Consider the following 13,755-nt stretch of genomic DNA (forward strand, 5'->3'; position numbering starts at 1 on the left):
CGATGGCACTGCTCTCCCCGGTCGACCGGGTCCGCGTCGGCGCGCGCCGGCTGGTCCGCCGCGTCTACGGCCGCCCGATGGACACCCTCGAGGACCTCGGCGACCAGCTGTCCTTCTACGGCCGCGCCCTGGGCTGGACGCCGCGCACGCTGCGCCGCTACAAGCGCGAGACGTTCCGGCTGCTCGCCGAGGTCACCTTCGGCACCGGCGCGCTGGCGGTCATCGGCGGCACCGTCGGCGTCATCGCCTTCCTGTCCTTCTTCACCGGCACCGAGGTCGGCCTGCAGGGCTACGCCGCCCTCGACCAGCTCGGCACCTCCGCGTTCACCGGGTTCCTCTCGGCGTACTTCAACACCCGGGAGATCGCCCCGCTGGTCGCCGGCCTGGCGCTGTCGGCCACCGTCGGCTGTGGCTTCACCGCCCAGATCGGCGCCATGCGGATCAACGAGGAGATCGACGCCCTCGAGGTCATGGGCGTGCCCTCGCTGCCGTTCCTGGTGACCACCCGCATCGTCGCCGGCTTCGTCGCGGTGGTCCCGCTCTACGTCATCGGCCTGCTGAGCAGCTACTTCGCCACCCGGACCATCACCACCGAGGCGTACGCGCAGTCGGCCGGCACCTACGACCACTACTTCAACCTCTTCCTGCCGCCGCAGGACGTGCTGTGGTCCTTCGTCAAGGTGCTCGTCTTCGCCGTCGTGATCATCCTGAGCCACTGCTACTACGGCTACCGGGCCAGCGGTGGCCCCGCCGGCGTCGGCCTCGCCGTGGGCCGGGCGGTGCGCTTCTCGATCGTGGCGGTCATGGTCATCGACCTGTTCCTGTCGCTGGCCATCTGGGGTTCGACGACGACCGTCCGGATCGCGGGGTGAGCAGGGCGATGAGCGGGGGCAGGAGCGCGGTGGTGCGCCGTCGGCTGCAGGGCGTGGCGTTCCTCGTCGTCCTGGTGGTGCTGCTCGCGCTGACCGTGGCGCTCTACACGAAGGCCTTCACCGACACCGCCCGCGTGGTGCTGCACGCCGACACCGTGGGCAACCAGCTGCAGGAGGCCTCCGACGTCAAGGTGCGCGGGGTGATCGTCGGCGAGGTGCGCTCGGTCGACGCCGGCGCCGAGGGCGCGACGGTCGAGCTGGCCATCCGGCCCGAGTACCTGGAGCAGATCCCCGCCGACGTCACCGCCCGGCTGCTGCCCAAGACCCTGTTCGGGGAGCGCTACGTGTCCCTCGTGGTGCCCGAGCAGCCCTCCGGGGAGCGGCTGGCCGACGGCGACGAGATCGGCCAGGACCGCACCGAGAACGCCGTCGAGCTGCAGCGGGTCATCGACGACCTGCTGCCGCTGCTGCGGGCGGTCCAGCCGCAGGACCTCAGCCACACCCTCGGCGCGGTCGCCTCGGCGCTGCGCGGCCGCGGCGACCGGCTGGGGGAGAACCTCGCCGCGATCGGCGGCTACGTCGGCGAGCTCAACACCGTGCTGCCCGAGCTGCAGGCCGACATCAGCGGGCTGGCCGACGTCGCCGACACCTACACCTCGGCCGCCGACGACCTGCTCGCGGTCCTGGACAACCTGGCCGTGACGTCGCGGACGCTGGTCGACCAGTCCGAGCAGCTGCGGCGCACGTTCACCGTCGTCGGCGCCTCGTCGGCCACCGCCGCCGGCTTCCTGGAGACCAACGAGCAGAACCTCATCTCGCTGGCCGCCACCTCGCGGCCGGTGCTGGAGCTGTTCGCCGAGTACTCGCCGGTGTACCCGTGCCTGCTCGACGGCCTGGCCCGCTTCAAGCCGATGATCACCGAGGCCTTCGGCGGCGACGGCGACCCCGCGCTCAACCTGGACATCACCGTGACGCTGCCGCCGCGCAACCCCTACCAGCCCGGCGACCAACCGGCGTACCTCGACCGGTCCGGCCCCGACTGCCAGGGCCTGGACGACATCGACGCGATCATCGCGGCGGCCGACCGGGGCGAGTACTACTGCCCGGTGCCGCCGGTGGACGGTGTCGACTCGGCGGACAACCCGTTCAGCGGCAACCCCAACTGCCTGGGCGGCCGCGGGCCCGAGGACGTCCCCGCCGGCGCCGGCGAGCCCGACGGGAACGTGACCACCGACCTGTCCGCGTTCGGCAACTCGGTGCCGGGCCGGCTGGCCGGGTCGACGGCGGAACTGGACTTCGTGCGCAGCCTCCTCGGCTACCAGACCGGCGTGGACCCCGGCGAGGTGTCCGACCTGGCCGCCTCGACGATGGCGCCGCTGCTGCGGGGGACCCAGGTGGCGCTGCGATGAGGGGCCTCGCCGCGCCGCTGACCAAGCTGGCCGTCTTCGCCTTGGTGACCGTGCTCGCCAGCTACGTCCTGGTCAGCACCATCACCAACGCCGGGTACGGCGAGCCGCGGGAGTACCGGGCGCAGTTCACCGACGTCGCCGGCCTGGTGGAGGGCGACGAGGTGCGCATCGCCGGCGTCCGGGTGGGCCAGGTGACCGGCATCGGCCTGTCCGACGGGACCGACCGGCCGGTGGCCGAGGTGTCCCTCGAGGTCGACTCCGACGTCCCGCTGCCCACCTCGGTGCTGGCGACCATCCGCTACCGCAACCTCGTCGGCCAGCGGTACGTCGCGCTGACCGAGGGGGAGGGGTCGGCCGGGCAGACCCTCGAGGAGGGCGACACCATCCCGCTGGCCCAGACGACGCCCGCACTGGACCTCACCACGCTCTTCGGCGGGTTCCAGCCCCTGTTCCAGGCGCTGTCGCCGCAGGACGTCAACCGGCTGTCCTTCGAGATCATCCAGGTGTTCCAGGGCGAGGGCGGAACGGTGGAGAGCCTGCTCGGCCACGTCGGCTCGCTGACCTCGTCGCTCGCGGACAAGGACGCCGTCATCGGCAGCGTCATCGACAACCTGACCTCGGTGATGGGCACGGTCGCCGCCCGGGACGAGCAGCTGTCGTCGCTGGTCGTCTCGCTGCAGCAGTTCGTCTCCGGGCTGAGCGAGGACCGCGACGCGATCTTCGACTCGCTGCAGACCATCGACGGCCTGGCGGTGAGCACCGCGGGGCTGCTCGAGGACGCCCGCGCCCCGCTGGCCGCGGACATCGAGGGCCTCGGCGACCTGGCCGGCAACCTCGCCGACACCGGCGACGTCGTGGAGGACTTCCTGCAGCTCGCCCCGACCAAGATCGACCTGATCACGCGGACCGCCGTCAACGGCAGCTGGTTCAACTTCTACATGTGCGGGGCGTCCGGGTCGGTCACCCTCCCCGGCGCCGGCGAGCCGAGCACCATCCCCGCGGGCGGGCTGTCCTCCGGCGGGAGGGGCTGCTGATGGCCCGCCGTCCGGCCAGGCCGTTCAGCGACCGCAACCCGGTCGTCATCGGGGCGATCAGCCTCTCGCTGATCGCGCTGCTGGTGCTGCTCGCCTTCAACGCCCAGTCGCTGCCGCTCATCGGCGGCGGCACCGTCTACCGCGCCCAGTTCTCCGAGGCCGCGGGCCTCAAGCCCGACGACCCGGTGCGCGTCGCCGGCGTCAAGGTGGGCCAGGTCGAGAGCCTGGCGCTGGAGGACGGCGCGGTCACCGTCGAGTTCCGCGTCCGGGACGCCTTCGTCGGCGACCGGTCCGAGGCGGCCATCAAGATCGAGACGGTGCTCGGCGCGAAGTACCTGGCGCTGGTCCCGCGCGGCGCGACGCCGCTGGACCCCGAGCAGCGCATCCCGCTGCAGCGCACCGCCTCGCCCTACGACGTCGTCGAGGCCTTCGCGGACCTGTCCACGACCGTCGACGACATCGACACCGCCCAGCTGGCGAGCTCCTTCGAGGTGCTGTCGGAGACCTTCGCCGACACCCCCGACGAGGTCCGGACCTCCCTGGACGGGTTGGCCCGGCTGTCGGACACCATCGCCTCGCGGGACGCGCAGCTGCGCCAGCTGCTGTCGGCCACCCGGGACGTGACCCAGGTCCTGGCCGACCGCAACGGCGAGTTCACCCAGCTGATCCTGGACTCCAACACCCTGCTCACCGAGGTGCAGGAGCGCCGGCAGCTCATCGACTCGATCCTGACCAACACCCAGACGCTGGCCCAGCAGCTGACCGGGCTGGTCGCGGACAACCGCGAGGCCCTCACCCCGGCGCTGCAGCAGCTGGCGGCCGTCACCGACATCCTGTCGCGCAACCGGCAGGCCCTCGGGGAGACCGTCGCCAACCTGGCGCCCTTCGTCCGGGTCTTCACCAACACCCTGGGCAACGGCCGCTGGTTCGACAGCTTCGTGGAGAACCTGCTGCCCGGCGCCGTCGGGGCGGTGCTCTGCGGGGGCACCGCCCAGGTGCCCGGCGGTGTCGTCTCCTGCGAGGAGGGGCAGTGAGCGGCTCCCTGCAGCGCGGCGTGGCGCTGGCGGCCGCGGTGGTCCTGGTGGCCGTCCTGGGCTGGACGATCCTGCGGCCGGCCGGCCAGATGCGGGTGACCGCGTACTTCGGCCAGGCCGTGGGCGTGTACCCGGGCGGGGACGTGCGGATCCTGGGCATCGACGTCGGCGAGATCACCGACGTCGTCCCGATGGGCGACCGGGTGCGCGTCGACATGCTCGTCGACGAGGAGTACGACATCCCGGCCGACGCCGACGCGGTCATCCTCGCGCCGTCGCTGGTCAGCGACCGGTACGTGCAGTTCTCACCCGTCTACGACGGCGGCCCGACCATGGAGGACGGCGCCGAGCTGGACCTGTCGCGCACGGCCACGCCGGTCGAGCTGGACGCGGTGTACGGCGCGCTCGACGAGCTCTCGGCGGCCCTCGGCCCGACCGGCGCCAACGCCGACGGCGCGCTGCAGGACCTGCTGGCCACCGGCGCGGACAACCTCGAGGGCAACGGCGACGCGCTCAACCGGACGCTGACCGGGTTCTCGACCGCGGTGCAGACCCTGTCGGACAACCGCGACGACCTGTTCGGGTCGGTGGAGAACCTGCAGGCGTTCACCTCGGCGCTGGCCACGATCGACACCCAGGTCGGCCAGTTCAACGACGACATGGCCGCCGTCGCCGCCCAGCTCGAGGGCGAGCGCGAGGACCTCGCCGCCGCGGTGCAGCTGCTGTCCCAGGCGCTGGGGGAGATCGCGACGTTCGTGCAGACCAACACCGCCCTGCTGACGACGAACGTCGACCGGCTGGCCGACGTCACCCTCACCCTGGTCCAGCAGCGGCAGGCGCTGGCCGAGGTGCTCGACGTCGCCCCCGCGGCCCTGGGCAACGTGGCGCACGCCTACAACCCCGACTACGGCACCCTCGACACCCGCGACAACTCGCTGGGGTCGGCCAACCCGGAGGTCACCGTCTGCCAGCTGCTGGCCCAGGCCGGGCGGCTGCAGGTCGCCGGGGTGGGCCTCACCGACCTGAACGCCTTCCTGCAGCTGCCGCCGACCGAGCAGATCTGCCTGCGGCTGCTGTCGGGCGACCCCGGCAACGACGGGCAGCTCGACGACCTCAACGGCAACGGGGTGCCCGACCTGCAGGAGCTGCTCGGCACGCTGTTCGGCCGCAGCGCCACCCCGCAGGCCGGCGGCACCCCGCTGGTCGGCCTGCCGCTGGTGCCGGGAGCGCAGCAGTGACCGGGACGGGCCGGCGGGTGGCCGCGCTGGGCGCCGGGGTGCTGCTGCTGACCGGGTGCGGCTTCCGCGGCGCCTACTCCCTGGACCTGCCCGGCGGCGCGGACGTCGGGGACGACCCGTACACGGTGCAGATCCAGTTCCTGGACGTCCTGGACCTGGTCCCGCAGGCCGGCGTCCGCGTCGCCGACGTCCCGGTGGGCCGGGTGGAGGACGTGTCGCTGGGGGAGGACTGGACCGCCCTGGTCACCGTCGAGATCAACGGCGACGTCGACCTGCCGGCCAACGCGGTCGCGATGATCCAGCAGTCCTCGCTGCTGGGGGAGAAGTACGTGGAGCTGGCCGCCCCGGGCACCGAGACGCCCACCGGCGAGCTCACCGACGGCGCGCTGATCGGCCTGGACCGCACCAACCGCAACGTCGAGGTCGAGGAGCTCCTCGGCGCGCTGTCGCTGGTGCTCAACGGCGGCGGGCTGGCGCAGCTGCAGACCATCAGCCGGGAGCTGGCCGACGCCCTCGAGGGCCGCGAGGACGCCGTCCGCGCCACCCTCACCCAGCTCGACACGTTCATCGCCGGCCTCGACGAGCAGCGCGACGAGATCGGCCGGGCGCTGGACAGCGTGAACGCGCTGGCCGAGTCCCTCGCCGCCCGGACGGAGACCATCGAGACGGCGCTGGACACCATCGGGCCGGGCCTCGACGTCGTCACCGAGCAGCGCGACCTGCTCGTCTCGATGCTCGACAGCCTGTCCCGCCTCGGCGACGTCGGCACGCGGGTGATCCAGCAGGCCGGCGCGGACACCGTGGCCGACCTGCAGCTGCTGCAGCCGATCCTCACCCAGCTGGCCGCCGCGGGGCCCGACCTCGCCGAGTCGCTGGACCTGCTGCTCACCTACCCGTTCCCGGCCAGCTCGCTGTCGGCGCTGCAGTACCGGCCCGACGCGCGGACCGGCGGCTACGGCCTGTTCACCAACATGACCGCCAACCTGGACCTCGACCTGCGCGAGCTGCTCTGCCGCTACGTCGTCGACCCGGTCACCGGCGGCCTGGAGACCCTCGACCCGCAGGACCTCGTCGGCGACAGCTGCGGCAGCGCGGGCACGCCGCCGGCCAACGCCGGCGGCACGGGCTCCGGGTCCTCCACGCCGGCGCAGTCGCTCGCCCCGGGGCTGGGCGGGCTGGCCGGCACCGTCCCCGGCGGCGGCGCGCCGGCCGGCCTGCCCGGGCTGCCCGGCATCCCGACGGGAGGCACGCCGTGATCACCCGCAAGGTCAGGCTGCAGCTGCTCGCGTTCACCGCGGTCGCGCTGCTCGGCATCTCCTACGTCGGCTTCAACTACGTCGGCCTCGACCGGGTGCTGCTCGGCAGCGGCTACGACGTCGCCGCCGACTTCGCCGACTCCGGCGGCATCTTCGTCAACGCCGAGGTCACCTACCGCGGCGTCGCCGTCGGCCGGGTCAGCGACATGCAGCTCACCGACGACGGCGTCCGGGTCACGATGACCATCGAGCCCGACGCCGACCCGATCCCGGCCGACACCGACGCCGTCGTCGCCAACCGCAGCGCGGTCGGGGAGCAGTACGTCGACCTGCGCCCGGCCACCGCCGACGGGCCGTACCTGGCCGACGGCGCGGTCATCCCGCAGTCGCGCACCGCCATCCCGATCCCGGTCGAGCAGCTGCTGCTCAACGTGGACCAGCTGGTCACCTCCATCGACCCCGAGGACCTGCGCGTCGTCGTCGACGAGCTCGGCCGCGCCTTCGCCGGCGCCGGCGACGACCTGAGCCGGCTCATCGACAACGGCGACCTGCTGCTGGCCCGGGCCGAGGAGTCGCTGCCGCAGACGCTGCAGCTGATCACCGACGGGCAGACCGTGCTGCAGACGCAGGTCGAGAGCCGCTCGGCGATCGAGCAGTGGGCCGCCGACCTGCGCGCGATCAGCGACACGCTGGTCGACATCGACCCCGACCTGCGCGGGCTGGTGGTCAACGCGCCCGACGCCGGGGCGGCGCTGCAGGACCTGGTGGACGACGCGGGACCCGGCCTCGGCTCGCTGGTGCGCCACCTCGACGTCCTCAACGGCGTCACCATCCCGCGCCTCGACGGCGTCGAGCAGATGCTCGTCACCTACCCCGACGCCGTCAGCGGCGGCTTCAGCGTCGTCCGCGACGACGGCGGCACGATGCGCGCGCACTTCGGGTTCGTGCTCAACAGCGACGACCCGCGGGCCTGCACCAGCGGCTACGTCTCCACCGGGCAGCTGCCCAGCCCCGGGTCCGTGGCCGGGTTGGACGTCGACTCGATCGGCTGCGACGTCGTCGACGGCGCCGACCCGGACCCGGGCGACGGCGTGGACGAGTCGGGCTCGAACATCCGCGGCGAGCAGAACATCGGCCGCGACGGCGGCGTCGGGTCGCCCGGCCCGCAGGGCCAGGCCGGCGGCGGTGCGCCGGTGGCGTCGGTGGTCGACGACGTCCTCGGCGGGCTGCTCGGTGCCCTCCCCTTCGCACGCACGGCGGGCTGAGTACGTCATGCTCATCACCCAGCGCACACGACACGGCACAGCACGAGAGGAGGACGCGGTGACGCGCACCGGGCAGGACAGCGGGACGGCCCCCGGCGAGACCGTCGCGGAGCCCTCCGCCGGGACCTCCACCGCCGGAGACGCAGCCCCGGGCCGCCGGGCCCGCCGCGCCGCTGCCGAGGAGGCTCCCGCCGGGGCGCCGGCCGCCGCCGAATCCTCGGACGACGACGCCACGCCGCGCGTCCGCCGCCGGCCGTCGGTCCCGCTGGTGCCCGTGCTCGCGGTGCTGCTCGTCCTGCTGCTCGCCGCGGCCGGGTGGCTGTGGTCGACCCGCGAGGACGGGTCGCCGGTGCGCACCGACAGCTACGTCGAGGTCCTGCAGGCGGCCCGCTCGGGGATCGTCGACCTGACCTCCTTCGACGCGGTCACCATCGACGACGACGTCGAGCAGGTCCGCCGCGTGGCCACCGGCGACCTGCGCGACGAGTCCCTGGCCCAGCTGCAGGACCGGCGGCAGGAGCTGGTCGACGCCCAGGCGGTCGTGCAGACCGAGGTCGTGGGCGCGGGCGTGGTCAGCGCCGACGAGGACTCCGGCACCGTGCTGCTGGTCATCCAGTCGACGCAGCAGAGCACCGCCAGCCCGCAGGCCCAGGTGCTGCGCTACCGCATCCAGGTGGAGCTCGTGCGCGAGGACGGCCGCTGGCTGCTGTCCGGGATCTCGGGGAGGTGACCGGCGTGAGCGACACCCCGGGGGAGCGCCCCCGCCCCACGCCGCGCCCGCGCGCGGAGCGGCCCCGCCCGTCCCCACGCCCGCGGGTGGCCGGCAGCCGCCGGGACCGGGAGGCACCCCTCACCGAGGCGCCGGTCGTCGAGGCATCCGTGGTCGAGGCATCCGTGGCCCGGGCCCAGGCCCCGGCAGGGGAGACCGGTTCCGGCCGGCGCCGGGTCCGTCCCGGCCCGGTGGGCGGCGGCGCGGCCGTCTCGCTGACCAAGGGCCCGGCCCCCTCGCCCAGCGCCGGCGGGACGGCGACCGCGACCGCCGGCGAGGAGGCGCCCGCCCGGCACGGCTCCCGCCGCGCCCGTGCCGAGCGCCCGGCGCGGACCCGCGCCGCCGGGCCGTCGCCGCGTCGTCGCCGGCTGCCGCCGGTGGCGGTCCTCGCGGCCCTGTGCGTGCTCGCCACCGCTCTCGTCGGCGTCCTGGCCTGGCAGCGGCTGCACCCCGAGCACGTCTCGCCGTCGGTGTTCGCCGCGGCCCGCGAGGACGTGCAGGCCCTCTACGCCTACGACTACCAGGACTCCGAGGGCAGCGTGCAGCGCAAGCTCGACGTCCTGACCGGCGACCTGCGCGACCAGTACGAGCAGGACCTGTCCCAGGGCGGGATCGTCGACACCTACGAGCAGGTGTCGGCCACCACGCGGTACGAGGTGCTCGACGTCGGCCTGCAGCAGGTCTCCGACGACCAGGACAGCGCGACCGTCGTCGTGTTCGGCCAGTACGTCGTCGAGTCGGTCAACAGCGGGACCCAGCCCGCCCCCGAGGGGTCGGAGTGCACGGTCACCCCCGAGGGCGCGCAGTCGTGCACCCAGACCGTCCAGGTGCAGATGACGAGGGTCGACGGCGACTGGAAGATCAGCGACCTGACGCTGCTCACGACCAGCTGACACGGGGCCGCGGGCCGGTCCGGCTCGCGCTCCCGGCGGCGTGGCGGAGACAGGGAGCCCCTCGGGCTGGCATCATGGCCGCGCGGAACGCCGCCCGGTCAGCCGGACGCCGTCCTTCCCGGAGTGTGGCGGGCTCGCCCCCCACCCCCCGACGTGGACAGCGTGCGCCTGCGGGGGTAGGGTTCTCTGTTGCGCTGCCCCCTGACTGCCTGCCCGCCGAGACGGGTCGCCTGGGCTGCCCGGGATCGCTCCCGGCGGCCGGTCGACGCCCCGTTCCCCCAGCGGGCCGGACGCCGCGGACAGCCCCGCCATCACCGACGACGACCCAGGACGAACCCGCACCCACCGCCCGCACGTCGTGAGGTCCTTGGAAGGACGCATCTTGGCAGGCTCTCGCCCCACCAGCATCTCCCCCAGCACGACCGAGTCCGGCGGCTTCGGCCAGCAGAACCAGACTCCCCAGGCCGGCCCCCGCACCGGGGAGGCCGACCAGCAGAAGATCCCCGGCGCGCCGCTGCGCGTCTCGTTCGCGAAGATCTCCGAGCCCCTCGAGGTGCCCGATCTGCTCGCCCTGCAGACCGCGTCCTTCGACTGGCTGGTCGGCAGCCCCGAGTGGCGTGCCACCCTCTCGCCCGAGGAGCAGGCGACCGCCGTCGGCGGCCTGGCCGAGATCCTCGAGGAGATCTCCCCGATCGAGGACTTCAGCGGCTCGATGTCGCTGTCCTTCTCCAACCCGCGCTTCGAGGACGTCAAGGCGTCCCTCGAGGAGTGCAAGGACAAGGACATGACCTACGCGGCGCCGCTGTTCGTCACCGCCGAGTTCATGAACAACACCACCGGCGAGATCAAGAGCCAGACGGTGTTCATGGGCGACTTCCCGATCATGACGAACAAGGGCACGTTCGTCATCAACGGGACCGAGCGCGTGGTCGTCTCGCAGCTCGTGCGCAGCCCCGGCGTCTACTTCGACAAGACCCTGGACAAGACCTCCGACAAGGACGTCTTCAGCGCCAAGGTCATCCCCAGCCGTGGTGCGTGGCTGGAGTTCGACGTCGACAAGCGCGACACCGTCGGCGTCCGCATCGACCGCAAGCGCCGCCAGCCGGTCACCGTGCTGCTCAAGGCGCTGGGCTGGACCGAGGACCGCATCCGCGAGCACTTCCAGTGGTCGCCGACCGTCCTCGCCACCCTGGAGAAGGACCACATCGCCGGGCAGGACGAGGCGCTGCTCGACATCTACCGCAAGCTGCGGCCGGGCGAGCCGCCGACGCGGGAGAGCGCCCAGGCGCTGCTGGAGAACCTCTTCTTCAACCCGAAGCGCTACGACCTGGCGAAGGTCGGCCGCTACAAGGTCAACAAGAAGCTCGGCGTCGAGGTCCCGCAGGGCACCCTGACGCTGACCGAGGACGACATCGTCGCCACCATCGAGTACGTCGTGCGGCTGCACGCCGGCGAGCCCGAGCACGGCGTCGACGACATCGACCACTTCGGCAACCGCCGCCTGCGCACCGTCGGCGAGCTGATCCAGAACCAGATCCGGGTCGGCCTCTCCCGCATGGAGCGCGTCGTCCGCGAGCGGATGACCACCCAGGACGTCGAGGCGATCACGCCGCAGACCCTGATCAACATCCGGCCGGTCGTCGCCTCCATCAAGGAGTTCTTCGGCACCAGCCAGCTGTCGCAGTTCATGGACCAGACCAACCCGCTCGCGGGCCTGACCCACAAGCGCCGCCTGTCGGCGCTGGGCCCGGGTGGTCTGTCCCGTGAGCGGGCCGGCATGGAGGTCCGCGACGTGCACCCGAGCCACTACGGCCGGATGTGCCCGATCGAGACCCCGGAAGGCCCGAACATCGGCCTGATCGGCTCGCTGTCGGCCTACGGCCGGGTCAACGCCTTCGGCTTCATCGAGACGCCGTACCGCAAGGTCGAGAACGGTGTCGTCACCGACTCCATCGACTACCTGACCGCCGACGAGGAGGACCGCTTCGTCGTCGCCCAGGCCAACTCGCCGCTGGACGCGCAGGGCCGGTTCGCCGAGGACCGCGTCCTGGTCCGCACCAAGGGCGGTGAGGTCGACTACCTGTCGCCCGAGCAGGTCGACTACATGGACGTCTCGCCGCGGCAGATGACCTCGGTCGCGACGGCGATGATCCCGTTCCTCGAGCACGACGACGCCAACCGCGCGCTCATGGGCGCCAACATGCAGCGCCAGGCCGTCCCGCTGCTGCGCAGCGAGGCGCCGCTGGTCGGCACCGGCATGGAGCTGCGGGCCGCCGTCGACGCCGGCGACGTCGTCGTGGCGGAGAAGGCCGGCGTCGTCGAGGACTCGACCGCCGACTACGTCACCGTCATGGCCGACGACGGCACCCGGCAGACCTACCGGCTGCTGAAGTTCCGCCGCTCGAACCAGGGCACCTCGATCAACCAGACCCCCGTCGTCGACGAGGGCCAGCGGGTCGAGGTCGGCCAGGTCATCGCCGACGGGCCGTGCACCGACCAGGGCGAGATGGCGCTGGGCAAGAACCTGCTCGTCGCCTTCATGCCGTGGGAGGGCCACAACTACGAGGACGCGATCATCCTGTCGCAGCGCCTCGTGCAGGACGACGTCCTGTCCTCGATCCACATCGAGGAGTTCGAGGTCGACGCCCGCGACACCAAGCTCGGTGCCGAGGAGATCACCCGGGACATCCCGAACGTCTCCGAGGAGGTCCTCGCCGACCTCGACGAGCGCGGCATCATCCGCATCGGCGCCGAGGTCGTCCCCGGCGACATCCTCGTCGGCAAGGTCACGCCCAAGGGCGAGACCGAGCTGACCCCCGAGGAGCGGCTGCTGCGGGCGATCTTCGGTGAGAAGGCCCGCGAGGTCCGCGACACGTCGCTCAAGGTCAAGCACGGCGAGTCCGGCAAGGTCATCGGCGTCCGCGTGTTCTCGCGCGAGGACGGCGACGAGCTGCCCGCCGGCGTCAACGAGCTGATCCGGGTCTACGTCGCCCAGATGCGCAAGATCTCCGACGGCGACAAGCTCGCCGGGCGCCACGGCAACAAGGGCGTCATCGCGAAGATCCTGCCGCAGGAGGACATGCCGTTCCTCGAGGACGGCACCCCGGTGGACATCGTCCTCAACCCGCTCGGCGTCCCGGGCCGGATGAACGTCGGCCAGGTCCTGGAGACCCACCTCGGGTGGATCGCCAAGTCCGGCTGGCAGGTCGAGGGCACGCCCGAGTGGGCGGCCAACCTGCCCGAGCAGGCGCGTCAGGCGGAGCCGGGGACCCGGACCGCGACGCCGGTGTTCGACGGCGCCCGCGAGGAGGAGATCATCGGCCTGCTCGGCTCGACGATCCCCAACCGCGACGGCAACCGGATGGTGCAGGAGACCGGCAAGGCGCGGCTGTTCGACGGCCGTTCCGGCGAGCCCTTCCCCGAGGCGATCTCGGTGGGCTACGTCTACATCCTGAAGCTGCTGCACCTGGTCGACGACAAGATCCACGCCCGGTCGACCGGCCCCTACTCGATGATCACGCAGCAGCCGCTGGGTGGTAAGGCGCAGTTCGGTGGCCAGCGCTTCGGTGAGATGGAGTGCTGGGCGATGCAGGCCTACGGCGCGGCCTACGCGCTGCAGGAGCTGCTGACCATCAAGTCCGACGACATCCTGGGCCGCGTCAAGGTCTACGAGGCCATCGTCAAGGGCGAGAACATCCCCGAGCCGGGCATCCCCGAGTCGTTCAAGGTGTTGCTCAAGGAGCTGCAGTCGCTCTGCCTCAACGTCGAGGTCCTCTCCGGCGACGGGCAGGCGATCGAGCTGCGCGACACCGACGACGAGGTGTTCCGGGCCGCGGAGGAGCTGGGCATCGACCTGTCCCGCCGCGAGCCCTCCAGCGTCGAGGACGTGTGATCGGCCGCCGGCCGGCCCTCCGCGTGACGGGCCGGCCGGCGTCCCCAGCCAACGACTAGAAGTGCAGTAACGAGCCCCGGGAAAGGGGTCCAC

Annotated in this window: 10 protein-coding genes; all 10 read left to right on the forward strand. The window is 72.6% G+C overall.

Annotated elements, in window-relative coordinates; all coding sequences use genetic code 11:
- Window positions 1–2: 2 nt before the first annotated feature.
- Window positions 3–872 (forward strand): MlaE family ABC transporter permease, encoded by an 870-nt coding sequence (locus ACI798_RS10620; RefSeq protein ID WP_457047904.1) that lies wholly within the window; start codon window positions 3–5, stop codon window positions 870–872.
- Window positions 873–880: 8 nt separating this feature from the next.
- A complete protein-coding gene (locus ACI798_RS10625) occupies window positions 881–2,281 on the forward strand; it encodes an MCE family protein (protein WP_457047905.1) in 1,401 nt (466 codons plus the stop codon).
- Window positions 2,278–3,315 (forward strand): MCE family protein, encoded by a 1,038-nt coding sequence (locus ACI798_RS10630; RefSeq protein ID WP_457047906.1) that lies wholly within the window; start codon window positions 2,278–2,280, stop codon window positions 3,313–3,315. Before ACI798_RS10625 ends, ACI798_RS10630 begins: the two co-directional genes overlap by 4 nt.
- Complete coding sequence (locus tag ACI798_RS10635; RefSeq protein WP_456940095.1) at window positions 3,315–4,349, forward strand: MCE family protein; 1,035 nt, start codon at window positions 3,315–3,317, stop codon at window positions 4,347–4,349. Before ACI798_RS10630 ends, ACI798_RS10635 begins: the two co-directional genes overlap by 1 nt.
- A complete protein-coding gene (locus ACI798_RS10640) occupies window positions 4,346–5,587 on the forward strand; it encodes an MCE family protein (RefSeq protein WP_457047907.1) in 1,242 nt (413 codons plus the stop codon). Before ACI798_RS10635 ends, ACI798_RS10640 begins: the two co-directional genes overlap by 4 nt.
- Window positions 5,584–6,843: an MCE family protein gene (locus tag ACI798_RS10645; protein ID WP_456940093.1), complete on the forward strand. Its 1,260-nt coding sequence runs from the start codon at window positions 5,584–5,586 to the stop codon at window positions 6,841–6,843. The genes ACI798_RS10640 and ACI798_RS10645 overlap by 4 nt, the downstream gene beginning before the upstream one ends.
- Window positions 6,840–8,108: an MCE family protein gene (locus tag ACI798_RS10650; protein ID WP_456940092.1), complete on the forward strand. Its 1,269-nt coding sequence runs from the start codon at window positions 6,840–6,842 to the stop codon at window positions 8,106–8,108. The genes ACI798_RS10645 and ACI798_RS10650 overlap by 4 nt, the downstream gene beginning before the upstream one ends.
- Window positions 8,109–8,166: 58 nt before the next feature.
- Window positions 8,167–8,838, forward strand: a complete 672-nt coding sequence (locus ACI798_RS10655) for a hypothetical protein (RefSeq protein WP_456940091.1) — start codon at window positions 8,167–8,169, stop codon at window positions 8,836–8,838.
- Window positions 8,839–8,843: 5 nt separating this feature from the next.
- Complete coding sequence (locus tag ACI798_RS10660) at window positions 8,844–9,770, forward strand: hypothetical protein (RefSeq protein WP_457047908.1); 927 nt, start codon at window positions 8,844–8,846, stop codon at window positions 9,768–9,770.
- A 382-nt stretch (window positions 9,771–10,152) separates the two neighbouring features.
- Complete coding sequence (rpoB, locus tag ACI798_RS10665) at window positions 10,153–13,662, forward strand: DNA-directed RNA polymerase subunit beta (protein ID WP_456940089.1); 3,510 nt, start codon at window positions 10,153–10,155, stop codon at window positions 13,660–13,662.
- Window positions 13,663–13,755 lie beyond the last annotated feature (93 nt).

The organism is Geodermatophilus sp. SYSU D01045, assembly GCF_054050295.1.